Source organism: Lentzea roselyniae, from assembly GCF_039537795.1.
Taxonomy (GTDB): Bacteria; Actinomycetota; Actinomycetes; order Mycobacteriales; family Pseudonocardiaceae; genus Lentzea; species Lentzea atacamensis.
Map to the genome: position 1 here is coordinate 69,357 of NZ_BAABBE010000005.1, position 24,355 is coordinate 93,711.

At 68.9% G+C, this 24,355-nt stretch carries 26 protein-coding genes; 17 read left to right on the top strand and 9 right to left on the bottom strand.

Annotation, left to right across the window (positions count from 1 at the left end):
• Nucleotides 1-4 precede the first annotated feature (4 nt).
• Complete coding sequence (locus tag ABFX45_RS10145; protein ID WP_109639131.1) at nucleotides 5-997, bottom strand: Gfo/Idh/MocA family protein; 993 nt, start codon at nucleotides 995-997, stop codon at nucleotides 5-7.
• 32 nt (nucleotides 998-1,029) lie between these two features.
• Nucleotides 1,030-1,632 carry a maleylpyruvate isomerase N-terminal domain-containing protein gene (locus tag ABFX45_RS10150; RefSeq protein WP_346129210.1) on the bottom strand — a complete coding sequence of 201 codons (603 nt, stop codon included), beginning with the start codon at nucleotides 1,630-1,632 and terminating at the stop codon, nucleotides 1,030-1,032.
• A gap of 33 nt (nucleotides 1,633-1,665) precedes the next feature.
• On the opposite strand from ABFX45_RS10150, the gene upp reads away from it, so the two are divergent.
• Entirely contained in the window at nucleotides 1,666-2,289 is a 624-nt protein-coding gene (gene upp, locus ABFX45_RS10155; protein WP_109639342.1) for a uracil phosphoribosyltransferase, read from the top strand.
• A 95-nt stretch (nucleotides 2,290-2,384) separates the two neighbouring features.
• The gene (locus tag ABFX45_RS10160; RefSeq protein ID WP_109639133.1) at nucleotides 2,385-3,677 is read left to right on the top strand and encodes a glycoside hydrolase family 18 protein; all 1,293 of its coding nucleotides are present in this window, start codon (nucleotides 2,385-2,387) and stop codon (nucleotides 3,675-3,677) included.
• 24 nt (nucleotides 3,678-3,701) lie between these two features.
• Here the strand turns inward: ABFX45_RS10160 and ABFX45_RS10165 are convergent, their stop codons facing one another.
• Nucleotides 3,702-4,325 (bottom strand): TetR/AcrR family transcriptional regulator, encoded by a 624-nt coding sequence (locus tag ABFX45_RS10165; RefSeq protein ID WP_109639134.1) that lies wholly within the window; start codon nucleotides 4,323-4,325, stop codon nucleotides 3,702-3,704.
• 56 nt (nucleotides 4,326-4,381) lie between these two features.
• On the opposite strand from ABFX45_RS10165, the gene ABFX45_RS10170 reads away from it, so the two are divergent.
• The 5 genes from ABFX45_RS10170 to ABFX45_RS10190 all read left to right on the top strand — a co-directional run bounded on the left by ABFX45_RS10170 (nucleotide 4,382) and on the right by ABFX45_RS10190 (nucleotide 6,890).
• Entirely contained in the window at nucleotides 4,382-4,588 is a 207-nt protein-coding gene (locus ABFX45_RS10170; RefSeq protein WP_030470728.1) for a ribbon-helix-helix protein, CopG family, read from the top strand.
• A 32-nt stretch (nucleotides 4,589-4,620) separates the two neighbouring features.
• A complete protein-coding gene (locus ABFX45_RS10175) occupies nucleotides 4,621-5,007 on the top strand; it encodes a type II toxin-antitoxin system death-on-curing family toxin (RefSeq protein ID WP_109639135.1) in 387 nt (128 codons plus the stop codon).
• Between the two features lie 34 nt (nucleotides 5,008-5,041).
• Nucleotides 5,042-5,419: a MerR family transcriptional regulator gene (locus ABFX45_RS10180; protein WP_109639136.1), complete on the top strand. Its 378-nt coding sequence runs from the start codon at nucleotides 5,042-5,044 to the stop codon at nucleotides 5,417-5,419.
• 47 nt (nucleotides 5,420-5,466) lie between these two features.
• Nucleotides 5,467-6,384: an aldo/keto reductase gene (locus tag ABFX45_RS10185; protein ID WP_346129627.1), complete on the top strand. Its 918-nt coding sequence runs from the start codon at nucleotides 5,467-5,469 to the stop codon at nucleotides 6,382-6,384.
• A gap of 101 nt (nucleotides 6,385-6,485) precedes the next feature.
• Nucleotides 6,486-6,890, top strand: a complete 405-nt coding sequence (locus tag ABFX45_RS10190; protein WP_346129214.1) for a hypothetical protein — start codon at nucleotides 6,486-6,488, stop codon at nucleotides 6,888-6,890.
• A 3-nt stretch (nucleotides 6,891-6,893) separates the two neighbouring features.
• Here ABFX45_RS10190 and ABFX45_RS10195 read toward each other — a convergent pair whose 3' ends face one another.
• Complete coding sequence (locus tag ABFX45_RS10195; protein ID WP_109639138.1) at nucleotides 6,894-7,346, bottom strand: flavodoxin family protein; 453 nt, start codon at nucleotides 7,344-7,346, stop codon at nucleotides 6,894-6,896.
• Nucleotides 7,346-7,813, bottom strand: coding sequence for a hypothetical protein (locus ABFX45_RS10200; RefSeq protein ID WP_346129216.1), 468 nt, complete (start codon nucleotides 7,811-7,813; stop codon nucleotides 7,346-7,348). Before ABFX45_RS10200 ends, ABFX45_RS10195 begins: the two co-directional genes overlap by 1 nt.
• 20 nt (nucleotides 7,814-7,833) lie before the next feature.
• Between ABFX45_RS10200 and ABFX45_RS10205 the strand changes: the two genes are divergently transcribed.
• Nucleotides 7,834-8,460: a class I SAM-dependent methyltransferase gene (locus ABFX45_RS10205; protein WP_346129218.1), complete on the top strand. Its 627-nt coding sequence runs from the start codon at nucleotides 7,834-7,836 to the stop codon at nucleotides 8,458-8,460.
• A 21-nt stretch (nucleotides 8,461-8,481) separates the two neighbouring features.
• A complete protein-coding gene (locus ABFX45_RS10210) occupies nucleotides 8,482-8,817 on the top strand; it encodes a hypothetical protein (protein WP_233439981.1) in 336 nt (111 codons plus the stop codon).
• Here the strand turns inward: ABFX45_RS10210 and ABFX45_RS10215 are convergent.
• The 3 genes from ABFX45_RS10215 to ABFX45_RS10225 all read right to left on the bottom strand — a co-directional run bounded on the left by ABFX45_RS10215 (nucleotide 8,810) and on the right by ABFX45_RS10225 (nucleotide 13,026).
• A complete protein-coding gene (locus ABFX45_RS10215) occupies nucleotides 8,810-10,411 on the bottom strand; it encodes a phospho-sugar mutase (protein ID WP_346129221.1) in 1,602 nt (533 codons plus the stop codon). The genes ABFX45_RS10210 and ABFX45_RS10215 overlap by 8 nt on opposite strands.
• Nucleotides 10,408-11,199, bottom strand: a complete 792-nt coding sequence (locus ABFX45_RS10220; RefSeq protein WP_112226878.1) for a purine-nucleoside phosphorylase — start codon at nucleotides 11,197-11,199, stop codon at nucleotides 10,408-10,410. The genes ABFX45_RS10215 and ABFX45_RS10220 overlap by 4 nt, the downstream gene beginning before the upstream one ends.
• A 189-nt stretch (nucleotides 11,200-11,388) precedes the next feature.
• Nucleotides 11,389-13,026: a serine/threonine-protein kinase gene (locus ABFX45_RS10225; protein ID WP_346129223.1), complete on the bottom strand. Its 1,638-nt coding sequence runs from the start codon at nucleotides 13,024-13,026 to the stop codon at nucleotides 11,389-11,391.
• Nucleotides 13,027-13,116: 90 nt separating this feature from the next.
• On the opposite strand from ABFX45_RS10225, the gene ABFX45_RS10230 reads away from it, so the two are divergent.
• From ABFX45_RS10230 to ABFX45_RS10260, 7 genes are all read left to right on the top strand, one after another.
• A complete protein-coding gene (locus ABFX45_RS10230; RefSeq protein ID WP_346129225.1) occupies nucleotides 13,117-14,937 on the top strand; it encodes a methylmalonyl-CoA mutase family protein in 1,821 nt (606 codons plus the stop codon).
• Nucleotides 14,934-17,069 (top strand): methylmalonyl-CoA mutase, encoded by a 2,136-nt coding sequence (scpA, locus tag ABFX45_RS10235; RefSeq protein WP_346129227.1) that lies wholly within the window; start codon nucleotides 14,934-14,936, stop codon nucleotides 17,067-17,069. Before ABFX45_RS10230 ends, scpA begins: the two co-directional genes overlap by 4 nt.
• Nucleotides 17,062-18,054 carry a methylmalonyl Co-A mutase-associated GTPase MeaB gene (meaB, locus tag ABFX45_RS10240; RefSeq protein ID WP_346129230.1) on the top strand — a complete coding sequence of 331 codons (993 nt, stop codon included), beginning with the start codon at nucleotides 17,062-17,064 and terminating at the stop codon, nucleotides 18,052-18,054. Before scpA ends, meaB begins: the two co-directional genes overlap by 8 nt.
• Nucleotides 18,055-18,111: 57 nt before the next feature.
• Nucleotides 18,112-18,405, top strand: coding sequence for a hypothetical protein (locus ABFX45_RS10245; protein WP_109639146.1), 294 nt, complete (start codon nucleotides 18,112-18,114; stop codon nucleotides 18,403-18,405).
• Nucleotides 18,406-18,621: 216 nt separating this feature from the next.
• A complete protein-coding gene (locus ABFX45_RS10250; RefSeq protein ID WP_109639147.1) occupies nucleotides 18,622-19,794 on the top strand; it encodes a M20 family metallopeptidase in 1,173 nt (390 codons plus the stop codon).
• Complete coding sequence (locus tag ABFX45_RS10255; protein WP_109639148.1) at nucleotides 19,791-21,068, top strand: M20 family metallopeptidase; 1,278 nt, start codon at nucleotides 19,791-19,793, stop codon at nucleotides 21,066-21,068. The genes ABFX45_RS10250 and ABFX45_RS10255 overlap by 4 nt, the downstream gene beginning before the upstream one ends.
• A gap of 137 nt (nucleotides 21,069-21,205) precedes the next feature.
• Nucleotides 21,206-21,607: a hypothetical protein gene (locus ABFX45_RS10260; RefSeq protein WP_346129233.1), complete on the top strand. Its 402-nt coding sequence runs from the start codon at nucleotides 21,206-21,208 to the stop codon at nucleotides 21,605-21,607.
• On the opposite strand, the gene ABFX45_RS10265 is transcribed toward ABFX45_RS10260, so the two are convergent.
• Nucleotides 21,608-23,317, bottom strand: coding sequence for a glycerol-3-phosphate dehydrogenase/oxidase (locus ABFX45_RS10265; RefSeq protein WP_109639346.1), 1,710 nt, complete (start codon nucleotides 23,315-23,317; stop codon nucleotides 21,608-21,610).
• Nucleotides 23,318-23,601: 284 nt separating this feature from the next.
• Here ABFX45_RS10265 and ABFX45_RS10270 point away from each other — a divergent pair, with 284 nt between their 5' ends.
• Complete coding sequence (locus ABFX45_RS10270) at nucleotides 23,602-24,345, top strand: MIP/aquaporin family protein (RefSeq protein ID WP_109639150.1); 744 nt, start codon at nucleotides 23,602-23,604, stop codon at nucleotides 24,343-24,345.
• Nucleotides 24,346-24,355: the final 10 nt, after the last annotated feature.

Consider the following 24,355-nt stretch of genomic DNA (forward strand, 5'->3'; position numbering starts at 1 on the left):
CCGGTCACGCGGTGGGTTGGCGCAACGGCAGACCGGCCGCCCGGTAGATCGAGTCGATCACCGTCATGTTCTTCACCGCGTCGTCCGCGGTCGTCGGGAACGGCTTGCCGTGCAGCACGGCGTCGGTGAACGCGTCGAGCTGGTAGGCGTAGGTCGCCCGCCGCCCGAACGTCTCCGCGGAGCTCCTGTTCCTGAGCCGCAACGACAACCGGTGGAACGTGTGAGGACCGAGCGGGTTGAACACGCTCAGCGTGCCGTTCTCCCCGATGGCCTTCAGCGAGAGCTTGAGCACCGTCGACGACCACATCGACGCGTGCACCGAACCCGTGTGACCAGAGGGAAAACGCAACGACGCGCGCATCGCGCGGTCGATCGAGGGACCGCGCAGCAACGCCCGTGCGGAACGAACTTCGGGCTCATCACCGCCGAGCAGGCGCGCCATGTGCACGGCGTAGCAACCGGCGTCCATCATCGCGCCGCCCGCGAGCGAGTAGTCGTAGCGGATGTTGGAGAACACCGGCAACGGGAAGCAGACCGAAGCCTCCACGTGCCGCAGCGGGCCCAGCACGCCGGACCGCATGATCTCGTCGATCCGGACGGCCAGCGGGTGGTAGCGGTAGTGGAACGCCTCCATCACCACCAGCCCGGAAGCGTTGGCCGCGGCGGCGACCTCCTCAGCCTCGGCCGCGTTGGCGGTGAACGGCTTCTCGCACAGCACGTGTTTGCCGGCTTCCAGCGCGGCGAGCGTCCACTTGCCGTGCAGACCGTTCGGCAGCGGGTTGTACACGGCGTCCACGGCCGGATCTGCCAGCAGCTCCTCGTAGGAGCCGTGCACGCGCGGAATGCCGTGCTTGTCGGCAAAGGCCTGGGCGCGGCCGGTGGACCTCGCCGCGACCGCCACCACTTCGGCGACCGTCGAGGAGCGGGCGGGGCGGAGGACGGCGGCCGGCGTGATCATGGCCGCGCCGAGCACCCCGATGCGCACGTGGTCTGTCACCCGGCCGACCCTACACCTTTGGTTAACGGCGTTCACTCCGTCAGATCGGTGTCCCGCGGCGGGAAGAACGTCACCTTCTCGACCGGATACGGCTCCGACCAGTGCCACGCCTCCATCTGCTTGCGGGAGCGCCTCCCGAAGAACGCCCGCCACAGCTCGTACCCGTCGACCTCCAGCGCGACGTGACCGGTGCCGATGACGCCGAATTCGGTCGTGACGGTCAGGTCGGGGAGGTAGCGGGTGACGATGCCGGTGAGCGTCGTCTGCCACGGGTGATCGGGGAGACGCTCGCGGCCGACGGCGGCGCGCAGATCCGCCTCGTGCGTGACCGCGTCCATCGCGATCTGGCCGGGGATCTTGTCCAGGAGCTCGGTGCTGGCGTTCCACTGCTCCAGGAGGTCGAGCACCGGCACGCCCTCGCGCTCGGCGACGTGCCGTGCGGTCCACTCCTCGCCGGGTGAGCCCTCCACCCTGCCCGAGGCGAAGTCCGCGGCGACGCCGGCGAGGTGCGCGATCAGCTGGTGCACGGTCCACTCAGGACACGCGGGCACCGGTCGCGCGAGCTCCTCGGTGCTCAGGCCCATGGTGATGCCGACGGTGCGGTGGCGGGACTCGCGGTAGATCTCTTCGAACACCCGTGGCTCCTCACAGCGGTTACCGTGTCCGGCATGGACGTCCTCGTCGTCGATCATCCACTCGCCAAGGCGAGACTCACAACCATGCGCGATGCGCGCACGGACAACGCAGCTTTCCGTGCGGCGCTGCAGGAGCTCACCGTCATGCTGGTCTACGAAGCCATGCGTGAGGCCCCGGTGACCGAAGAGCGCACGCACACGCCGGTCGCGCGCACCACCGGCTACAAGCTCGCGAACCCGCCGTTGCTCGTGCCGGTGCTGCGGGCCGGACTGGGCATGGCCGACCAGGCGCACAAGCTGATCCCGGACGCCCAGATGGGGTTCGTCGGGCTCGCCCGCGACGAGGAGACGCTGCAGCCGACGCCGTACATGGAGTCGCTGCCGGAGGACCTCGCCGGACGTCCGGTGCTCGTGCTCGACCCGATGCTCGCGACCGGCGGCTCGATGGCGTACACGATCCGGCTGCTGACCCAGCGCGGTGCGACCGACGTGACGGCGGTGTGCGTGCTCGCGGCGCCCGAGGGCATCAACCACCTGGAGGACTCGAAGCTGCCGGTGCGTCTCGTCACGGCGTCCGTCGACGAGCGGTTGAACGACTCCGGCTTCATCGTCCCTGGTCTGGGCGATGCCGGTGACCGTCTGTACGGGGCGGTTTAGGACATACCTCCGATCGGACGTAGCAGTGGTCTAGACCTCAGTCCTATGGTGCTCTGGACCACATCGCCGCTGCCGCGATCCGCAAGAGGAGAACCATGTCCAGACGGAGATGGGGTGTCGCCACCCTCGTGGTCGGCGCCCTGTCCGCGTCGCTGGCTTATGCGCCGGCGAACGCCGATGTCGAGACCAATGGGCACCACGGTTATTCGAAGACCCGCACGGTCGGGTACTTCATCCAGTGGGGCGTGTACGGCCGGAACTTCCGGGTCAAGAACCTCGTCGACAGCGGGGCCGCCGCGCGGCTCACGCACCTGAACTACGCCTTCGGGTTCCTCGACGAGTCGGGCAGGTGCATCAGCTCCGACCCGTGGGCCGACTGGCAGATGCCGTACACGGCGGAGCAGTCCGTCAGCGGCAAGGCCGACGAGCCGGGTCAGGCCCTCATGGGCAACCTCAACCAGCTCAAGCAGCTCAAGGCCAAGTTCCCCAAGCTGAAGGTCAACATCTCGCTGGGTGGCTGGACGGGCTCGCGCTACTTCTCCAACGCCGCGCTGACCCCCGAGTCGCGCGCCGCGCACGTCAAGTCGTGCACCGACATGTGGATCAAGGGCAACCTGCCGGGTCTGCCGGAGGGTGCCGCGAAGGGCGTCTTCGACGGCGTCGACCTCGACTGGGAGTGGCCTGCCAGCAACGGCAACATGGACCCGCCCAACGTCGTGCGTCCCGAGGACAAGCAGAACTTCACCCTGCTGCTCGCCGAGTATCGCAAGCAGATGGGCTGGAACCGCGACCTGACGGCGTTCCTCCCGGCCGACCCGGTGCAGGTGGACAGGGGCTTCGAGGTCAGGAAGGTGTTCTGCTACCTGACGTTCGGCACGTTGCAGGGCTACGACTACCACGGTGCCTGGGACCCGGTGGCGAACCAGCAGTCCGCGCTGCGCGTGCCCAAGGGCGACCCGTCGGAGTTCGAGTTCAGCTCCGAGGTGACGGTCAAGGCGTGGCTCTCGCGGGGTGCGCCGCGCTCCAAGACCGTGCTCGGTGTGCCGTTCTACGGACGCGGCTGGACCGGTGTCGCACCCGGTGACCGCAACGGCCTGTTCGGCACGGGCACGCCCGCGCCGGCCACGTACGAGGCGGGCTACGAGGACTTCCACACCATCAAGCCCAAGCTCGCCGACCCCAAGTACAAGATCTACCGCGACGAGCGCGCCGGCTTCGCGTGGATCTACGACGGCACGACGTGGTGGACCTTCGACGACGCGACCGAGATGAAGCGCAAGGCTCGCTTCATCAACGCCCACCGCCTCGGCGGCGCGATGATCTGGTCGCTCGACGGTGACACCGCGGACGCTGAGTTGATCAAGGCCCTGGACGGGACCTTGAAGTAGGACGGGCTGTCCGGATCGGACAGTTCAGCGGGTCCGGGGAGGTTTCGCGGCGGCCGCCTCCCCGGATTCCGCCAGCCAGCCCCTGCTGTGCGCGCGCAACGCCACCTCGTAGGTGGCGGCGGGATCGATGCCAGGCGGCAGGTTGCCGTTGAGCTCCAGGCTCACCAGGCCGTGCGCGATGCCCCACATCGACATGGCGATCTGCTCCGGGTCCTCCGCCCGGTAGAGGCCCTGCTCCACCGCGCGGCGCACAGCCTTGATCACCGGCGCGAACGTCCGGCCGGCCGCGCGGCTCATCTCCTTCGTAGGTTCGACGACCTTCGAGTAGAGCACCGAGTAGAACCGCGGGTCCTCCAGCGCGCTGCGCCGGTACGCGAGTCCGATCCGGAGCAGGTCCTCCACGGGGTCGTCGGTGACGGGCACGGCCGCCAGGTGCGCGCCGAACCGGCTGAACGCCTCGTCGTAGAGCGCTTCGAGCAGCGCCGGCTTCCCGCCGAAGAGGGAATAGACCGCCGTCGTCGAGGTGTTGACGTCGGTGGCGATCTTGCGCAGGCTCACCGCGGCAGGGCCCTCGGTGCTGAGCAGCTCGCCCGCCCGCTCGAGCAGACGCCGTCGCAGAGCGTCGTCGTGGATCTTGGGCCTGGGCATCACGCAATCCTAACGGCCGCTGGTCTGCGTGGTATCAGATTGGTACCGTCCGTGGAATGGCGATGACCTTGCGGTTGACCGAAGAGGAGAACCTGCGGCTCGCTGAGCTGGCGCAGGCCGAGGGTCGCTCCAAGCAGGAGGTCGTGCGTCTCGCGATCGCGGACCGCTACCAGCGCATGCAGCAGGAGGAGAAGCTCGGGGAGGTCCTCGGGCGAGTCCTGCCCAAGTACCGAGGTCTTTTGGATAGGCTCGGATCTTCCTGAAACTGTCAGACCTCTGTGATCAACTGGGTGCCGTGATCTCCTACCTCGACGCCGGGGACCTCTTAGTGCTGGCCACGGCCGTGACCGGTGGCGACCTCGTCGTCCGGGACATCGGTCTGCTGGACACGGCGGCGTACCGTCCCCGCGCCACCGTTCTCGGCGTGGAGGCTTACGACACGCTGTGGTTGAAGTCCTCCGCCTTACTCGACTCCATCGTGCGAACCCGCCCTCTCGTCGAGGGCAACTGGCGCCTCGGCTGGGTAGCCGCCGTCACGATGTGTGACATCAACGGCTACTGGATCGACGCGGACGAGGACGACGCACTCGACCTCGTGCGCTCGCTGGGCCGCGACAAGATCGACGTCCCGGAGATGGCGGGCCATCTCGAAGCGTGGGGACTTCCCAAGGATTCCGCTTGACCTAGAGCGCGCTCTAGGTCATAGCGTCGAGTTCGTGAGTTACTCGATAGCCCAAGCCGCGCAGCGCAGCGGGTTGTCCATCGACACCCTGCGCTACTACGAACGAATCGGGCTCGTCGACCCGCCCGCGCGTGACTCGGGTGGTCGCCGCAGCTACTCGGAGGAGGACCTCGGCTGGCTGGCCTTCGTGACGCGCCTGCGCACGACCGGCATGCCGATCCGCATGATGCGCGAGTTCGCGCAGCTCAGGCACAAGGGCGACCTGACAGCAGGCCGCCGCAAGCAAATCCTCGTCGACCACCGCGCGGACGTCCGCGCCCGCATCGCGGAGCTGCAGACCTGCCTGGAGGTGCTCGACTACAAGATCGACCACTACGCGGTGGTCGAGCGGGACTTGGAGGCCACGGCGTGAGCCGTTTCTTGGGAGAGCTGGAGGTCGGGCCGCAGGGTCTCGGCTGCATGGGAATGTCGGAGTTCTACGGCGCCGGCGACGAGTCGGAGTCGATCGCGGTGATCCACCGGGCCCTGGAGCTCGGCGTCACCCTGCTCGACACCGCCGACATGTACGGCCCGTACGTCAACGAGGAGCTGGTGGGCCGCGCGATCGCGGATCGCCGTTCCTCGGTCGTCCTGGCCACGAAGTTCGGCATCGTCCGCGACGGCGAACGTCGTGGCATCCGCGGCGACCGAGACTACGTGCGGTCGTCGGTGGAGGGTTCGCTGAAGCGCCTCGGCACCGACGTGATCGACCTCTACTACCTGCACCGCGTCCCGGAGGACACGCCCATCGAGGAAACCGTCGGGGCGATGGCCGAGCTGGTGACCGAGGGCAAGGTGCGGTTCCTGGGCCTGTCCGAGGCGGGCGCTTCGACGCTGCGCCGCGCTCACGCCGTCCACCCGATCACGGCGCTGCAGAGCGAGTGGTCGCTGTGGTCGCGCGACATCGAGGCGGAGATCGTGCCCACCGCACGTGAGCTGGGCATCGGCCTGGTGCCCTACTCGCCGCTGGGCCGCGGCGTGCTGACCGGGCGCTTCACCTCCTCCGCCGACTTCTCTTCCGACGACTACCGCGCCGTCGCGCAGCCCCGCTTCTCCGGTGCCAACCTCGACGCGAACCTGAAGATGGTCTCCGAGCTGCGGGCGCTGGCCGCGGACCGCGGGGTGACGGCCGGTCAGCTGGCGCTGGCCTGGGTGCAGCACCGCGGGTCCGACGTCGTGCCGATTCCGGGGACGAAGCGGATCAAGTACCTGGAGGAGAACGTGGCGGCGGCCGCTTTGGAGCTGTCGGCCGACGATCTCGCCGCGATCGAAGCTGCTGTGCCTGCTTCGGCTGTCGCCGGGGAGCGGTACCCGGACATGAGCGCTGTGGGTCGCTAGAACATGTGTTCGAGATAATCCCCAGGGTTGTCCACAGATTGGGGACAAGAAGCTGTGGACAACCCTGGGTTCATGTGGACAACTCGCCTGAGGGGGCCGCCGTGGTTCGCGAGACCATCGTCGACCGATCGACGTTTCTGTGGGCACGACGCGCTGGCGGGAAGGTGTTCGTCTACCGGTCACCGCTCGTGCGGGAGACCGATGAGTTGTACCTGCCGGTGCAGGCCGCCGTGGCCGCACTGGATGCCCGGCTGGTCCACCGGCAGATGCGGCAGGACCCGAACATGATGTTCGGTGAGGCCGAGATCTGCTGGTACCACGCCCCGGGCGTCGCCGACGACGAGAACTGCTCGATCGCCGATGCCGCATGGTTTCTCGGGTACACCCTGGAGGAGTACGTCGACTTGCTCGTGAGGGACAGCCTGCTGGTCGCCTGCGAGGACGGCACCTACCTGCCCACCAACTACGCCGTCATGACGGGGCAGTTGACGCCCCGCCGGCAGTAGCGGCTAGCCCGCGAGGGTCGCCGCAACCGTGGCGCCGAGCTCCCAGCACGCCTCCACGTCGGCCTTCGCCGGCTCGCCCGTGACGAGCACGTGCTGCGCCGCCTTCTCCCAGCCCAACCCGTTCGTGGCCGTCTCGACGCTCCGCACCGCACCCGTCGTGTCGTTGTTGCCGTGCACGTAGAGCCCGAACGGCCTGCCGCGCGTGGAATCGAGGCACGGGTAGTAGATGGTGTCGAAGAAGTGCTTCAACGCACCGCTCATGTAGCCGAGGTTGGCGGGCGTGCCCAGCAGGTAGCCGTCGGCCTCCAGGACATCCACAGCAGTTGTGGACAACGCGGCCCGGCGCACGACCTCGACGCCCTCGATCTCCGGCGTGGTGGCGCCGGCGACGACTGCCTCGAACATCGCCTGCAGCGCGGGCGACGGCGTATGGTGGACGATCAGCAACCGCGCCATCAGTAGTCCATCTCGTAGTCGTTGACGTCCGGCGGATCGTCGTCCACACCGAGCGCCTTCAGGTCCTCGGAGGTGACCACCTCGGCCGTCGGCCGCATGAGGCCCAGCAGCTCCTCGACGATGTCGAGGTGGATCTTCTGCGACTCGTCGTTCAGCCTGGCGATCTCCATCATCCGGTCGATGACGCCGCTGCCCTCCAGTTTGCGGGCGATGGCGCTGAACTCGCCGAAGCCGCTGCCCGGTGAGGTGATCGCGGCGTTCGAGTCGACGGTGCTCTTCAGCATCATCTTCAGCGGCATGTGCGCGTTGAGGTCGACGCCGAACGCCCTCAGCAGGCCGTCACGCAGGCGGATCTGGAACGCCTTCATGTCGTCGCTGAACGCGCCGTAGAACATGTTGAGGCCGCGACTGCTGTCGGGATGTGCGTCGAGCACGGCCTGTGCGAGGTCACGCCGCGTGTACTCCATGGGCGGCAACATAGATGACCATGACCAGCGCCTCCTACGACCTTGTTGCCGCCGACTATGCCCGCCTGATTCCGGACGCGCACGACGGCCGACCGCTCGACGCCGCGATCATGCGCGCGTTCGCCGAGCTGGCCGGCGACCCGATCGGCGACCTCGGCTGCGGCACCGGACGCATCACGCAGCACCTGCACGAGCTCGGCAAGGAGGCGTTCGGCGTCGACCTGTCCGAAGGCATGCTCACGCAGGCGCGCGAGCTGTACCCGCACCTCACCTTCACGCAGGGCGACATCACGAAGCTGGACCTGGAGGACGACAGCCTCGGCGGCGCGGTCGTCTGGTACTCCACGGTGCACATGCCAGCGGAGTCCGTGCCCTGGCAGGAGTTCCACCGCGTCGTCGAGCCTGGCGGCTACCTGTTGCACGCCTTCAAGCTGGGTGACCAGAAGCGGCACCTGACCCACGCGTACGGCCACGACGTCGATCTGGAGGTGTACTGGCACGACATCGACGAGACCGTGCGCAACGCGACCGAAGCCGGCTTCAACGAGGTGGCACGCCTGCAACGTCAGAAGGGCGTGGGCGAAGCCGGACCGCAGGCGTTCTTGTTGTTCTGCAAACGGAACCCCGCGGCCGGTCAGACGTCCTAGTGGGTGTACACAGGAGGGACCATGAAGACCACCGCCCTTATGACCACCAGTCCTCGTCAGCGTCGCATCACCTGGGGTTTCGGCCTTGCGATCGGCATCGGGATGATCGGGATCGGGCCCCTCTTCGCGTCGCTGTGGCCGGGGTTCGACCACAGCCCGTGGGACGTCAACACGATGTTGCTCGGACTCGGCGTGGGGCTCTGCACGATCGCGTACATCTTCGGGCGGATCGCCGTCGCGGCGGTCACCGAGGGGCGCCGCAACGCGGTGACCCCGCCGACCAGAAGGGCCTACCTGGTGGCCGGCGGGGGCTTCGCTCTCGCCGCGATCTGCCTGATGATCGCGCTGTCTAGCTGACCAGTGCGGTAACCCGTTCGCGCAACTCGGCCAGACGAGCCCTACCAGCGGCACGGGCGGACTCCAGTCCGTCCGTGACGGGCTCGACGACCTCCAGGTACGCCTTGAGCTTCGGCTCGGTGCCCGACGGCCGCACGATCACGCGCACGCCGTCCGCCGTCCAGCGCAGCACGTCCGCGCCGGGCAGCAGGTCCTCCGACTCGAAGTCGGCGGGAGGCTCGGCGCGCAGCCGTGCCATCGTCGCGCCGATCAGCGACAAGTCGGTGTAGCGCAAGGAAACCTGGTCGGTCAGGTGCAGGCCGTGGTCGAGCGCCAGCTGGTCCAGTGCGTCCAGCAGCGTGCGACCGGAGGCCTTCAGCCCGGCGGCGAGGTCGGCGGCGACGACCGCGGCCGAGATGCCGTCCTTGTCGGCCACGTGCTCGGGGTCGACGCAGTTGCCGAGCGCTTCCTCGTAGGCGAACACCAGGCCCTCGCCCGCCCGCGCCAGCCACTTGAAGCCGGTCAGGGTCTCCGCGTAACGAGCACCGTGCGCGGCGGCGATCGACTTCAGCAGCGAGGACGACACGATCGTCGTCGCCACCAGCGGATCCGCGGACTCGGTGGTGGACAGCACGAGCGACCCGAGCAGCACGCCCGTCTCGTCGCCGCGCAACATCCGCCACGTGTCACCGTCGCGCACGCCCAGTGCGCACCGGTCGGCATCCGGGTCCAGCGCGATCGCCAGGTCCGCCTCCACCGACGCCGCAAGGGAAAGCAGCTCGTCGGATGCGCCGGGCTCCTCGGGGTTCGGGAACACCACCGTCGGGAAGTCCGGGTCCGGCACCGCCTGCGACCGCACCACGTGCACGTCGGTGAAGCCCGCGCGCCGCAGCGCTTCCACGGCGAATGCGCCGCCAACGCCGTGCATCGGCGTCAGTGCGATCTTCAACGAACGCGACTGACCACGCGGCAACGACGCCACCCTCTCCAGGTAGGCGTCGATCTCGGCCTCGGAAACCGTTGAGTACGAGGGGGACCGGGGCACCGACACCGCCGCCGGCACGGCCTCGATCGCCTTCTCGATCTCGCCGTCCGACGGCGGCACGATCTGCGAGCCACCGGCCAGGTAGAGCTTGTAGCCGTTGTCCGCTGGCGGGTTGTGCGACGCGGTGATCTGGATCCCCGCCACCGCACCGTGCTTGCGCACCAGGAAGGCCAGCACCGGCGTGGGCAGCGGACCCGGCAGCACCCGGACGTCGAAGCCCGCGGCCGCCATCACCTCGGCCGCCGCGGTGGCGAACTCCTCCGACCCGTGCCGGGCATCGCGGCCCACGAACACCAGGCCGGAAGTGCCCAGCCACGACGCCAGACCAGCGGTGGTGCGCACGACCGCGGCGACGTTCATGCCGTTGGTCCCTGCTCGCACCGGCCCGCGCAGACCGGCGGTGCCGAACGTCAGCGGCCCGGCCATCCGGTCCTGCAGGTCGGCCAGGGCGGCGGAGTCGCCACCCATCGCCCGTGCCAACACGCCCTGCAGCTCAGTTCGAGTCGCGTCCGACGGGTCGTCAGCGATCCACCGGAACGTCGCGTCACGCAGTGCCGGCGTCAAACTCATGCCCGGTCCACCAGCTCACGCAGCAGCGTGCCCATGCGCTGAGCGGCGGCGGCACCGGCGTCCAGCACCTCCTGGTGGTTCAGCGGCTCACCGGTGATGCCCGCCGCGAGGTTCGTGACCAGCGACAGACCGAACACCTCGACGCCTTCGGCGCGCGCGGCGATGGCCTCGTGCACGGTCGACATGCCGACCAGGTCCGCGCCCAGCGTGCGCAGCATCCGGATCTCGGCGGGCGTCTCGAAGTGCGGGCCGGGCAGACCGGCGTACACGCCCTCCTCGAGCGACGGGTCGATCTCCTGCGCCAGCTTGCGCAGCCGCGGCGAGTACAGGTCCGTGAGGTCCACGAACCGCGCGCCGACCAGCGGCGACAGCGAGGTCAGGTTGAGGTGGTCGGAGATCAGCACCGGCTGCCCGACGGTCATGCCCTGCCGCAGGCCACCGGCAGCGTTGGTCAGCACGATCGTCGACACGCCCGCGGCAGCGGCGGTGCGCACGCCGTGGACGACCTTCTGCACGCCCTTGCCCTCGTAACCGTGGGTGCGGCCGAGGACGACGAGGACCTTCTTGCCGCCCACCTCGACGGAACGGATGGTGCCGCCGTGGCCGAGCGCGGTCGGCGCCTCGAAGCCCGTCAGCTCGCCGACACCGATCTCGGTGGCCGGCTCGCCGATCACGTCGGCGGCGGGCCGCCAGCCGGAGCCGAGCACGATCGCGATGTCGTGCTTCGCCACGCCGGTGCGGCTCTGGATCTCTTCCGCGGCCTTGCCGGCCAGCTCTTCTGGAGTCACCGCGAGAGCGTAAGCCGTGTCCTGTGGATCTGTCCGTTGAGAGTCGTGACTGTGCAGATCGGGCTCTGGGCGGAGTTCATGGTGGTGCCGCCGCGTCTCCCTCATACCGTGCGTATTTGGGAGACGCGGCGGTGCCGCCAGGGACCCTCTCGGGCGCGGCTATCGCGGACGTGACCCGCAGGACACGGCCTACACCGGGGCGAACGTCGAGGCGATCGCGTCGAACAAGCGGACACGGGCCTCGTCCTCCTGCTCTGTGGGCACCACCACTTCGACCACCCACAGATCGTTGCCGTACGGCAGCACGCGGGAGAAGTGCGACCTCCGCAACGCGTTGGGTTCGTCACCCTCGACGGTCCGGTAGATGAACTGGATGCCGTCCTCGCTGTGCGGCCCCGCGAGGTTCGGCGTGAGCACCTTCTCGCCGCCGAAGAACCTGCCCGGCCACCGTGCCTGCACGCTCGCCGTGTACGCGCTGATGTCGCGCCTCGGGTAGTAGTCGGGGTAGCGCTGCACCGCGACCTCGTACGCGCCGCTCGGCGACACGAAGTGCACCACCGCGGAGGCGGGCATCAGCTTGTCGGCCGCGCGCTGCTCGGCGTACATCGTCCAGCTCGCCTCGACGTTCAGCGTGAACTTGCCGCCCTGGTCGCCGATCGCCGTCACCGCCGACGCGGTCCTCGGCTCGAGCCTCGGTGCCGTGGGGAGGGTAGGCAGGGTCTGCAACGTCTGCTGGGTCGGCGGCAGCAACGGCACACCCGCGGCCAGCCGCGTCAGCGCGAACCCGCCACCGGAGCCCACCACGAACAGCAGGATGGCCGCGACCAGCAGGAACGTGGTGGCGACCCGTCCGCGCGGCCGCTGCGGCGCGATCGGCTTGGTGACCATGAACGGCAGCGGGCCAGGATCGTCGGCCAGCGGCGCGTCCGGTTCGATCCTCGGCTTCGGCCGCACGACCACCGGCAGCGGCACGGACTCGCGAACCTCGAACGCGTCGGTGCCCGGCTCCGGCAGCAGCGGGTAGACCTGCTTGCGCACGTCGACCAGCGAGAGCCGCTCGGCCGGATCCTTCTGCATCAACCCGCTGATCACCGGCGCGAGCCGTCCGGCACCCGCCGGCACCGGCACGTCGCCGTTGATCACCGCGTTGATCGTCAGCATGACGTTCTTGCCGACGTACGGCGGCTCGCCGGCCATCGCCGCCCACATCGTCGCGCCCAGCGACCACCGGTCGGCGGCCTCCGAGACGTCACCGCCCTGGGCGACCTCCGGCGCGATGTAGGCGGGCGTGCCCAGCGTGATGCCGCGTGCCGTCATGGTGGCTTCGGCGACGTTGCGCGCGATGCCGAAGTCCGTGAGCTTCACCCTGCCGTCGTCGGCGATCAGCACGTTGCCGGGTTTGACGTCGCGGTGCGTGATGCCGGCCCGGTGCGCCGCAGCCAGCGCGGCCGCGACGGCGTCCATCACCGCGGCGCCCTGCTTCTCGGTGAGGCAGCCTTGCTCCTGCAGCACCTCGCCGAGACTGCGGGACGGCACCAGTTCCATGACCACGTACGGGTCGCCGTCGTGCTGAACGACGTCGTAGAGCGTCACGAGGTTCGGGTGGGAGAGGGCGGCGACGGCCCGTGCCTCGCGCATCGTCCGTTCGCGCAGCTCATCGGCGGCCACGTCCGTCATGCCCGGCGGTCGCAGGATCTCCTTCAGCGCGACCTGCCTGCGCAGCACCTCGTCGTGGGCGGCCCAGACGGTGCCCATCGAGCCCCGTCCGAGCAGGTGCAGCAGCCGGTACCGAGCCGCGATCAAGCGCTCCTGCTCAAGGTTCTCCACTGGACCATTGTTCCTGAGACACTGACTGCATCGTTAACGGCGGTGAACCTCACATAGCCGTGTCGGTACTGGTCGGTAACACTGCAACGCATGATGGAGTTGGCCTTGCCCGCCGGATTCCGCCCGAACGAGTTCCCCTCAGCGTCGAGGGAACAGTGGCGTGAGCTGGTCGACGCCGTCCTCGCGAAGACCGGGGCGAGCTTCGAATCGCTGGTCACCAGGACTTATGACGGCATCGAGCTGCAGCCGCTCTACACGCTCGACGACGCGCTGCCTCCCTATGCGCTGGTGCCCGCCAAGCAGGGCTGGGACGTCCGCCAGCGCCACACCGTGCCCGATCCGGTCGCTGTGATGAACGATCTGGAGGGTGGCGTCACCTCCTTGTGGCTCGCGCTCCCTGCGTCCTCCCTCGAGCGCGTGCTGGACGGCGTGTACCTCGACCTCGCGCCGATCGTGCTGGACGGCGACGTCGAGGCCGCGCGCACGATGCTGCGGATCTACGACCAGGCCCCGCTGCTGGCCGAGCAGGTGCGGGGCAACCTGGCGCTGAAGCCCCACGGCCCCTCGCTCGACGTCATCAAGCAGGCTTGCCGGCAGTTCCCGTCGTTGCGGACCGTGGTGGTGGACGCGTTGCCGTTCCACGACGCGGGCGGCTCGGACTCCGAGGAGCTGGGCGCGTCGATCGCGCTGGCCGTCTCGTACCTGCGCGCGCTGACCGACGCGGGCCTGGACGTCGCGCAAGCGTTCGCGCAGCTGGAGTTCCGCTACGCCGCGACCGCCGACCAGTTCATGACCATCGCGAAGCTGCGCGCCGCCCGCCGCCTGTGGGCGCGCGTGGCCGAGGTGTCCGGTGCCGATGCGCCGCAGGTGCAGCACGCGGTGACGTCGTCAGCGATGATGACCCGCCGTGACCCGTGGGTGAACATGCTGCGCACCACGGTGGCCACCCTGGCCGCCGGCCTCGGTGGCGCCGACTCGGTGACGGTGCAGCCGTTCGACGCGGCCATCGGGCTGCCGGACGAGTTCGCCCGCCGGATCGCGCGCAACACGCAGAACCTGCTGCTGGAGGAGTCGCACCTCGGTGAGGTGATCGACCCCGCGGCCGGGTCCTGGTACGTGGAGAAGCTCACCGACGAGCTGGCCGGCAAGGCCTGGGCGTGGTTCCAGGAGATCGAACGGGCGGGCGGGCTGCCTGCGGCGGGGTCTCTGGTGGCCTCGCGGATCGCCTCCACCTGGGAGAAGCGGTCGGCGCGGCTCGCTGATCGGAGCGACCCGATCACCGGGGTCAGCGAGTTCCCGAACCTGACCGAGAAGCCGGTCGTCCGCGAACCGGCTGTCGAGCAGGCCTCCGCTCACGAACCCGCTGTCGAGCAGGGCTCCGCCCGGGATCACGCAGTCGGAATCGATCCCGATTCGCAGGCCCCCAGGGGGGATGCACCCCCCATCCCAAGTTTCTCAGGCGGGTCTGACAGTTTCGGGCTGCCGCGAGTCCGGTACGCCCAGGCCTTCGAGGAGCTGCGCGACCTGGCCGACGCCCAGCCGGAACGCCCGCAGGTCTTCCTGGCCACCCTCGGCCCGGTCGCCGCGCACACGGCCCGTGCCACGTTCGCCGCGAACCTGTTCAACGCCGGCGGTTTCGCCACCCCGAACGCGGGTCCGACCAGGACCGCCGAGGACGTCGTGGAGAAGTTCAAGGCGTCCGGCGCGCGCATCGCGGTCGTGTGCGGCAGCGACAGCAGCTACGCCGACCTCGCCGTCCCGACCGTCGAGGCGTTGCGTGCGGCGGGTGCGGAACGGGTACTCCTGGCAGGACGCAAGAGCGACGCGGATGTCGACGGCCACGTCTACATGGGTTGCCCGGCACTGCAAATCCTCAACGACACCTTCGAGTTCCTTGGAGTCAGGCGATGATCCCCAACTTCGCGGACATCGACCTCGGCCCGCTCCCGTCGGCGAAGTACGAGACCGACCTGCCCGTGTGGGAGACGCCGGAGGGCATCGCGGTCAAGCCGGTCTACGGCCCGTCCGATGTGGACGGACTGGACTTCCTGGAGACGTACCCCGGCATCGCGCCGTTCCTGCGCGGCCCGTACCCGACGATGTACGTCAACCAGCCGTGGACCATCAGGCAGTACGCGGGCTTCTCGACGGCCGAGGAGTCGAACGCCTTCTACCGCCGCAATCTCGCGGCCGGGCAGAAGGGCCTGAGCGTCGCCTTCGACCTCGCCACCCACCGCGGCTACGACTCGGACCACCCGCGCGTCGCGGGTGACGTCGGCATGGCGGGCGTGGCGATCGACTCGATCTACGACATGCGCACGCTGTTCGACGGCATCCCGCTGGACAAGATGTCCGTGTCGATGACGATGAACGGCGCAGTGCTGCCGGTCCTGGCCCTGTTCGTGGTCGCGGCCGAGGAGCAGGGGGTGAAGCCGGAGCAGCTCATGGGGACGATCCAGAACGACATCCTCAAGGAGTTCATGGTCCGCAACACCTACATCTACCCGCCGCAGCCGTCGATGCGGATCATTTCCGACATCTTCAGCTTCACGTCCCAGCACATGCCGAAGTTCAACTCCATCTCGATCTCCGGCTACCACATGCAGGAGGCGGGGGCGACCGCCGACCTGGAGCTCGCCTACACGCTCGCGGACGGCGTCGAGTACCTCCGCGCCGGCCGGGAAGCCGGGCTGGACGTCGACGCGTTCGCGCCGCGACTCAGCTTCTTCTGGGCGATCGGCATGAACTTCTTCATGGAGATCGCCAAGATGCGGGCCGCGCGCCTGCTCTGGGCGAAGCTGGTCAAGGGCTTCGACCCGAAGTCGCCCAAGTCGCTGAGCCTGCGCACCCACTGCCAGACGTCCGGGTGGTCGCTCACCGCGCAGGACGTGTTCAACAACGTCGCGCGCACGTGCATCGAGGCCATGGCGGCGACGCAGGGGCACACGCAGTCGTTGCACACCAACGCACTCGACGAGGCGCTCGCCCTCCCCACCGACTTCTCCGCGCGCATCGCTCGCAACACACAGCTGTTGCTCCAGCAGGAGTCCGGCACGACGCGTGTGATCGACCCGTGGGGCGGCAGCGCGTACGTGGAACGTCTGACCAACGAGCTCGCCGCGAAGGCCTGGGAGCACATCACCGAGGTCGAGAAGGCCGGCGGCATGGCCCGCGCGATCGACGAGGGCATCCCCAAGCTGCGCATCGAAGAGGCCGCCGCCCGCACGCAGGCGCGCATCGACTCCGGTCGTCAGCCCGTCATCGGCGTCAACAAGTACCTGGTGACCAACGACGAGCAGATCGAGGTCCTCAAGGTCGACAACGCCGGCGTGCGCGCGCAGCAGCTCGAGAAGCTGCGCAGGCTCAGGGAAGAACGCGACCAGTCCGCTGTGGACAGTGCGCTCGACGCGCTCACGAACGCGGCGGGCGGCCACGGCAACCTGCTCGAGCTCGCCATCAAAGCGGCCCGTGCCAAGGCCACGGTCGGCGAGATCTCCGAGTCGCTCGGCAAGGTGTGGGGCCGGCACTCTGCGCAGATCCGCACCATCACCGGTGTCTACCGCCAGGAGGTCGGCCAAGTGTCCAACGTGGACGCCTGCCGCGAGGTCGTCGAGGCGTTCGCGGAGGAAGAAGGCCGCCGTCCGCGCATCCTGGTCGCCAAGATGGGGCAGGACGGCCACGACCGCGGCCAGAAGGTGATCGCGACGGCGTTCGCGGACCTCGGCTTCGACGTCGACGTCGGTCCGCTGTTCCAGACGCCGGAGGAGGTCGCGCGGCAGGCCGTCGAGGCCGACGTGCACATCGTCGGCGTGTCCTCGCTGGCGGCCGGCCACCTCACGCTGGTTCCGGCGCTGCGGGCGGAACTCGCCAAGCTCGGCCGCGAGGACATCATGATCGTCGTCGGTGGCGTGATCCCGCCGCAGGACTTCGACGAGCTGTACGCGGCAGGTGCGGCGGCGATCTTCCCGCCCGGCACGGTCATCGCGGACGCGGCGAAGGATCTACTGGTGAAACTCGCAGATCAGCTCGGCCATCATGGCTAGGGTGATCGACGTCGCCGAGCTGACCAGAGGTGTCCTCGAGGGTCAGCGCGGGGTGCTCGCGAGAGCGATCACGCTCGTCGAGTCGAAGCGGGCGGACCACCGCGCGAAGGCGCAGGAGCTGCTGATCGAGCTGTTGCCCAAGTCGGGCAACGCGATCCGCGTCGGCATCACCGGCGTGCCCGGCGTGGGCAAGTCGACGTTCATCGACGCGCTCGGCACGATGCTGACCGAGAAGGGGCACCGGGTCGCGGTGCTCGCCGTCGACCCGTCGTCCACTCGCACCGGCGGCAGCATTCTTGGTGACAAGACGCGCATGCAGCGGCTGTCGGTGAACCGGGAGGCGTTCATCAGGCCCTCGCCGACGTCCGGCACGCTCGGCGGTGTGGCACAGGCCACCCGCGAGACGATCGTGCTGGTCGAGGCCGCCGGCTACGACGTCGTGCTGGTCGAGACCGTCGGCGTCGGGCAGTCGGAGGTGGCCGTCGCGAACATGACGGACTGCTCGCTGTTCCTGACCCTCGCGCGCACCGGTGACCAGCTGCAGGGCATCAAGAAGGGCATCCTGGAGCTCGCGGACGTCATCGCGGTCAACAAGGCCGACGGTGAGCACGAACTGGACGCCCGCAAGGCCGCGCGGGAGCTGGCCGGGGCGTTGAAGTTGCTGCGCGCGCCGGACGCGTTGTGGCACCCGCCGGTGCTGACGTGTTCGGGCCTCACCGGGAACGGGCTCGAAGAGCTGTGGTCCCGCGTGCTGGAACACCGGGCCACCTTGAGGGACGCGGGCGAACTGGACGAGCGTCGACGGCGCCAACAGGTCGAATGGACCTGGATGATGGTTCACGACGAACTGTGGCGGCAGGTGCGGGAGAGCACCGCCGTGCGCGCGTTGGCCCCCTCACTGGAGGAGAAGGTCAGGTCGGGCGAGCTGACCGCGACGCTGGCCGCGGAGCAGATTTTGAAGGCGTTCCAATCGGACTCTCGGTAGGCGTTGTAACTAGTTTGGGTGACCTTCGATCGTGGTATTCGAGGTAGAGTTCAGGCCATGTCGAGGTTGCTGCTGGCCTGCGTGTTCGCGCTGATGGGCGTCTTCGGGATCGCCGGGACATCCATTGCTGAGGAGGGCGCGAACGTTGTCGTGGCAGCGCAGCAGACGACGGCCGTGAACCCGGCTCCCGACGTGAACGCGCCGCAGGAGCCGTCGCCAGAGGTACGGCAGGAGACCAAGCGCAAGCTGTGGATCGGCGCGATCGCGCTGGGCCTGTTCGCGCTGGTCTACTACCGCAACAAGAAGCGGTGGGTGAAGTGGCGCAAGGAGCGGGCGGCCAAGAAGGGCTGACCCGGCGGCCGCCGAGCGGTCGTTCGAGCTGCGGCGACTCGTCCCAGATGGTGGGACGTAATAGTCAAAATTAAGCGTGCTTCTCGACCATTTGCGTCATCGTTGATCGGTCAGACCGAAACTCGCTCGCCGCTTGGCGCAGCGCTGCGACCGGCCAGCCGGTTGATCATCATCAGCGCGCCGCGTCCCAGAGGTGGTGATGCAGGATGGTGGCAAATGGGTACCGACTTGAAGATCAGCACACGCTCGACCGTCGAGCGGTACTCCGACGCGCTGCTGGACCTCTCGCACTCTCTGCACGCCGAGCCCGAGCTCGCGTTCGCCGAGCACCGCAGCGTCGAGAAGATCACCTCCCTGCTGGCCCGCGAGGGTTTCAAGATCGACCGCGGTGTGGCAGACCTCGACACCGCGTTCGTCGCGACCTACGGCGACGGCGAGCTGGTGCTGGGACTTTGCGCTGAGTACGACGCGTTGCCCGAGGTCGGGCACGCGTGCGGGCACAACGTCATCGCCGCAGCTTCGGTCGGCACGGCACTCGCCCTGCGTGACATCGCCGACCGTCTGGGTATCACCGTGAAGGTGATCGGGACGCCGGCGGAGGAGGTCGGCGGCGGCAAGGTGCTCATGCTGGAACGAGGCGTGTTCGACGACGTCTCGTTCTCGATGATGGTGCATCCGGCGCCGTACGAGTCGTGTGCCGCCCGATCGCTCGCCATCACCGACCTCGAGGTGCACTACAAGGGCAAGCCGTCACACGCGGCCGCCGCCCCTCACCTGGGGATCAACGCCGCGGACGCGGTGACCGTCGCGCAGATCTCGATCAGCCTGCTGCGTCAGCACCTCGAACCCGGTCAGATGGTCACGGGCATCGTCACCAACGGCGGCACCGTGCCGAACGTAATACCCGCCCGCGCCTCCGCGATGTTCGATGTGAGGGCGGAGAACTTGGAATCGTTGCAGCGCCTGGAGAACCGGATCCGGGACTGTTTCCAAGCCGGCGCGCTCGCGACCGGCTGCACCCATGAGGTCGTGCAGGTCTCACCGATCTACGCCGAGCTGACTCCCGACCCGTGGCTCGCGGACGCCTACCGGCGTGCTGCCACTGACCTGGGACGACGCCCGCTCTCGCCCGAGCAGGAACAGCGAGAGAAGATCGGGAGCACCGACATGGGCAACGTCACAAGAGTGTTGCCCGCTATCCACCCGACCATTGCCATTGACTGCGGAGACGCGGTGAACCACCAACAAGAGTTCGCGACCGCCTGTGCCTCGGCGTCGGCGGACCGTGCATTGCTCGATGGAGCACTTGCCATGGCCTGGACGACGATCGCGACAGCCACCGATTCCCAGCAGCGCGCACGGCTGCTGGCCCGCGGAGGTGCGGCATGACGGTTCTGGACTCACGCCCCTCCGGCTCTTCCTCCGTGAAGACGTCCACCGAGATGCTCGTCGACCCCACCGGGGTGAGCATGTCTCCTGTGGATGATCTGGGAGAGGGCCGCGGCCCCGCGTGGCTGGACGACTGGCTGAAGGCGCACGCCGCCGACGTCGTCGCCTGGCGCCGCCACATCCACGCCAACCCCGAGCTGTCCCGCCGCGAGTACAACACCACCGAGCTGGTGGCGAAGCTGCTCCGCGAGGTCGGCCTCAAGCCCCGCATCCTCCCCGGCGGCACCGGCCTGATCTGCGACGTCGGCAACGGCCCTCGCTGTGTGGCCCTGCGCGCCGACATGGACGCGCTGCCGCTGCCCGAGAACACGGGCCTGCCGTTCGCGTCCACTGTGGACGGTGTGTCGCACGCGTGTGGCCACGACGCCCACACGACGGTCCTGCTCGGCACGGCACTGGCGCTCGCGTCGGCGACGGAGCTGCCCGGCCGCGTCCGCATGGTGTTCCAGCCGGCCGAGGAGGTCATGCCGGGCGGTGCGCTGGACGTGCTGGCCGCCGGTGGCCTCGACGGTGTGGAGCGGATCTTCGGCCTGCACTGCGACCCGCGTCTGCAGGTCGGCCGCATCGGCACGCGGATCGGCGCCATCACGTCGGCGTCGGACCTGCTGGAGCTGCGGCTGAACTCGCCGGGTGGCCACACCTCGCGCCCGCACCTCACCGCGGACCTGGTGCACGCCCTCGGCACGGTCATCACCGGCCTGCCGACGATGCTGTCCCGCCGCGTCGACCCGCGTTCCGGCACCGTCCTGGTGTGGGGCGCCGTCCACGCGGGTGAGGCGCCCAACGCCGTCCCGCAGGACGGCCTGCTGCGCGGCACGCTGCGCACCGGCGACCGCGACATCTGGGCCGAGCTCGAACCGCTGGTCAAGGACCTGGTCACGGGCCTGCTGCTGCCGACCGGCGTCGGCTTCGACCTGCACCACCGCCGCGGGGTGCCCCCGGTGGTGAACGAGCGCGAGTCCACCCAGATCCTGCGCGCCGGCATCGAGGCCGCCCTGGGCGACGACGCCCTGGCCGGTACCGAGCAGTCGTCCGGCGGCGAGGACTTCGGCTGGTACCTGGAGCACGTGCCCGGCTCGTTCGCGCGCCTCGGCGTGTGGAACGGCCACGAGAAGCAGCGCGACCTGCACCAGCCGACGTTCGACCTGGACGAGCGCGCCCTGCTCGTGGGTGTCCGCGTCATGGTCCACACGGCGCTGGCAGCGTTGGCCTGAGCAGCGATTCGGCCGGAGGCGCGCTGCCCGAGATCGAGGCAGCGCGCCGCTCTCTCGCGCACCTGATCGGTGAGCGGTGGCAGTACATCGGTCGTGCCGCCGGCCTCGTCTGGGCAGGGTTCGGCCCGTCCCGCGTCGTGGCGGACCACAACGGCAAGACCCGTGAGGTCGCCGAGTACGCGCTGCACGTCCAGTGCCCGTGGCGGGTGCTCGACGGGGATCAGCTCGTCACCGGGTCGTACGACGTCCACCAACCGGGACCGGGCTGGACCGGCGACGGTGAGTTCGACTGGGACGTGCAGGGCGCCAACAGGTTCGACGCGCGAGCCGGGAAGCTGACCGCGTATCTGGCAGCCGAACCCGTTGTCGTGACGTCGGCCGAGGTCACCGCGTGGGGTGACCTGACCATTTCGCTCTCGGACGACTTCCGGATCGATGTGTTGCGGACAGGTTCGGTGCGCCACGAGGAGTGGCGGTTCTTCAGGCCCTATCGCGATGACGACCACGTGGTCGTGTTCGAGGAGCCTGAGGACACCTGATCAGCTCACCGGCTCTTCCAGCTGGGGACGCGCTTCCGGCGCCGAGGCACGAACCGCGTCCGCCGCCTGGTCGTCCGGTTTGGTCTGGGAAGCCCGCTCAGCCTCCACCCGCGCGTTGTAGATCTCGATCTCGCGCTTGATGGCGTCCTCGTCCCACCCGAGCACCGGCGCGATCAGCCGCGCCACCGCCTCCGCCGACTCGACGCCGCGGTGGGCGTACTCGATGGAGATGCGGGTGCGCCGGGTCAGCACGTCCTCCAGGTGCATCGCGCCCTCGTGCGACGCCGCGTAGACGGCCTCGACCTGCAGGTAGTCGGGGGAAGCCGGGATCGGCTTCAGCAGTTCCGGGTTGTCCGCGGCCAGCAGCAGGACCTCGTGCACGAGCGAGCCGTAGCGGTCCAGCAGGTGCCGCACGCGGTACGGGTGCAGGCCGTGCTTGGCCGCCAGCTGGTCGGCCTGGTTGACCAGCGCGTGGTAGCCGTCGGCGCCGACCAGCGGCACCTTGTCCGTGATGGACGGCTGGATCCGGCCGGGCAGGTCCACGTGGGCCGCGTCCACGGCGTCCGCGCCCATCACGCGGTACGTCGTGTACTTGCCGCCCGCGATCGCGACCAGTCCTGGTGCGACGCGAGCCACGGCGTGTTCACGGGAAAGCTTTGAGGTCGAATCGGACTCGCCCGCCAGCAGTGGACGAAGACCGGCGTAGACGCCCTCGATGTCGTCGTGCGTCAACGGGGTCGCGAGCACGGAGTTGACGTGTTCGAGGATGTAGTCGATGTCGTGTTTGGTCGCCGCCGGGTGCGCCAGGTCGAGGTTCCAGTCGGTGTCGGTGGTGCCGACGATCCAGTGGTTGCGCCACGGGATCACGAACAGCACGGACTTCTCGGTGCGCAGGATCATGCCGGACTCGGCGACGATGCGGTCGCGCGGAACGACGATGTGCACGCCCTTCGACGCCCGCACCCGGAACCGGCCGCGCGAACCCGAAAGCCGCTGCAGCTCGTCCGTCCACACGCCCGTCGCGTTGATCACCGCGTGTGCCCGCACGTCGACCTCGCGGCCGTCCTCGACGTCACGGACGCGCACACCGGACACACGGTCCGCCTCGCGCAGGAAGCCGACCACCTGCGTCGACGTGCGCACGACGGCGCCGTAGTGCGCGGCGGTGCGGCCCACCATCATCGTGTGCCGTGCGTCGTCGGCCTGGGCGTCGTAGTAGCGGATGCCGCCGATCAACGCGTCGCGCTTCAACGCGGGGACCAGCCTGAGCGCACCGGCTCGGGTCAGGTGCTTCTGGCCCGGCACGGACCGGGCGCCGCCCATCGTGTCGTACATGAACAGGCCGGCCGCCGTGTACGGGCGCTCCCAGACCCTGTTGGTCAGCGGGTAGAGGAAGCTCACCGGCTTCACCAGGTGGGGTGCGATGCGCGTCAGCATCAGCTCGCGCTCGCGCAGTGCTTCCCGGACCAGGCCGAACTCCAGCTGCTCCAGGTACCGCAGGCCGCCGTGGAAGAGCTTGGAGGACCGGCTCGACGTGCCGGACGCCAGGTCACGGGCCTCGACGAGCGCCACCCGCAGCCCTCTGGTGGCCGCGTCCAGTGCGGCGCCGACACCGACCACACCACCGCCGATCACGACGACGTCGAACGTCTCCGCCCCCAGTCGGTGCCACGACTCCTCGCGTTCGGCGGGCCCGAGCCTGCCGGTGATCGGAGGGGCGGCATGGGTTTGCGGTGCTGCAGCTGCGTTCTTGCGCGTGGCCACGACGGACGCCTCCCTGTGACGACTCGCGAATCACGTTACCTGCAGGTACCGCGGTTCGCCCATGGGCGCGAGGCCCAGAACCCTATGGCCTGAAAATGGCCTGACCACAGGTAGTTGGCGTAGACAACTGATCAGTGCGGTAATAGCGTCCCAGCACGTTGTGGGCGGGCGGCGCGGCCTGACCTCCTGGGGTGGCGCTCCCTCCTTGCCGCAAACGAGGGAGGTCGACGATGAGTGCAGGCTCGATCTTCGTTTGGGAGTTGCTGGGGACCGCGGTCCTCATCCTCCTGGGTACCGGTGTCGTCGCGAACCAGGTGCTCAAGAACACGCTCGGCAACAGCACGGGGTTCCTGTTCGTCAACGTCGGCTGGGCGTTCGCCGTCTTCACCGGCGCCAGCATCGCCAACCCGAGCGGGGCTCACCTGAACCCGGCCGTGACGCTCGGGCTCGCGATCGCGGACAAGACGCCGTGGGGAGACGTCCCGGTCTACATCCTCGGGCAGATGGTCGGCGCGATCATCGGTGCGATGTTGTGCTGGGCGACGTACAAGCTTCAGTTCGACACGCACGACGAGCCGCAGAACACCCTGGGCATCTTCTCCACCGGCCCGACCGTGCCCAACGCGCCGTGGAACCTCGTGTCCGAGATCATCGGCACGTTCGTCCTGGTGGCGTGGATCCTGCTGTCCCCGCCCGCGAAGGTCGCGGAGGGAGGGTTGCCTCAGTTCGGCAACTCGGCGCTCGGGTACGCGGGTGTCGCGTTCGTCGTGCTGGTGATCGGTACGTCGCTCGGTGGCCCGACGGGCTACGCCATCAACCCGGCGCGTGACCTCGGTCCGCGCATCGCCTACGCGTTCCTCATGCCGATTCGGAACAAGGGCAACGCCAACTGGGGCTACTCGTGGATCCCAGTCGCAGGACCGCTCGTGGGTGGCGCGCTCGCCGCGCTGCTCTACCTGGTTCTCCCGGTCTGAAAGGACTTCT

Excerpts from the sequence above, each read along its gene's own strand:
- upp (WP_109639342.1), top strand. The coding sequence starts at position 1,666 with ATGGACGTCCTCGTCGTCGATCATCCACTCGCCAAGGCGAGACTCACA.
- ABFX45_RS10185 (WP_346129627.1), top strand. The coding sequence starts at position 5,467 with ATGGGAATGTCGGAGTTCTACGGCGCCGGCGACGAGTCGGAGTCGATC.
- ABFX45_RS10165 (WP_109639134.1), bottom strand. The coding sequence starts at position 4,325 with ATGCCCAGGCCCAAGATCCACGACGACGCTCTGCGACGGCGTCTGCTC.
- ABFX45_RS10160 (WP_109639133.1), top strand. The coding sequence starts at position 2,385 with ATGTCCAGACGGAGATGGGGTGTCGCCACCCTCGTGGTCGGCGCCCTG.
- ABFX45_RS10215 (WP_346129221.1), bottom strand. The coding sequence starts at position 10,411 with ATGAGTTTGACGCCGGCACTGCGTGACGCGACGTTCCGGTGGATCGCT.
- ABFX45_RS10200 (WP_346129216.1), bottom strand. The coding sequence starts at position 7,813 with ATGGAGTACACGCGGCGTGACCTCGCACAGGCCGTGCTCGACGCACAT.
- scpA (WP_346129227.1), top strand. The coding sequence starts at position 14,934 with ATGATCCCCAACTTCGCGGACATCGACCTCGGCCCGCTCCCGTCGGCG.
- ABFX45_RS10250 (WP_109639147.1), top strand. The coding sequence starts at position 18,622 with ATGGGTACCGACTTGAAGATCAGCACACGCTCGACCGTCGAGCGGTAC.
- ABFX45_RS10230 (WP_346129225.1), top strand. The coding sequence starts at position 13,117 with ATGATGGAGTTGGCCTTGCCCGCCGGATTCCGCCCGAACGAGTTCCCC.
- ABFX45_RS10270 (WP_109639150.1), top strand. The coding sequence starts at position 23,602 with ATGAGTGCAGGCTCGATCTTCGTTTGGGAGTTGCTGGGGACCGCGGTC.
- ABFX45_RS10255 (WP_109639148.1), top strand. The coding sequence starts at position 19,791 with ATGACGGTTCTGGACTCACGCCCCTCCGGCTCTTCCTCCGTGAAGACG.
- meaB (WP_346129230.1), top strand. The coding sequence starts at position 17,062 with ATGGCTAGGGTGATCGACGTCGCCGAGCTGACCAGAGGTGTCCTCGAG.
- ABFX45_RS10245 (WP_109639146.1), top strand. The coding sequence starts at position 18,112 with ATGTCGAGGTTGCTGCTGGCCTGCGTGTTCGCGCTGATGGGCGTCTTC.
- ABFX45_RS10205 (WP_346129218.1), top strand. The coding sequence starts at position 7,834 with ATGACCAGCGCCTCCTACGACCTTGTTGCCGCCGACTATGCCCGCCTG.
- ABFX45_RS10210 (WP_233439981.1), top strand. The coding sequence starts at position 8,482 with ATGAAGACCACCGCCCTTATGACCACCAGTCCTCGTCAGCGTCGCATC.
- ABFX45_RS10195 (WP_109639138.1), bottom strand. The coding sequence starts at position 7,346 with ATGGCGCGGTTGCTGATCGTCCACCATACGCCGTCGCCCGCGCTGCAG.
- ABFX45_RS10170 (WP_030470728.1), top strand. The coding sequence starts at position 4,382 with ATGGCGATGACCTTGCGGTTGACCGAAGAGGAGAACCTGCGGCTCGCT.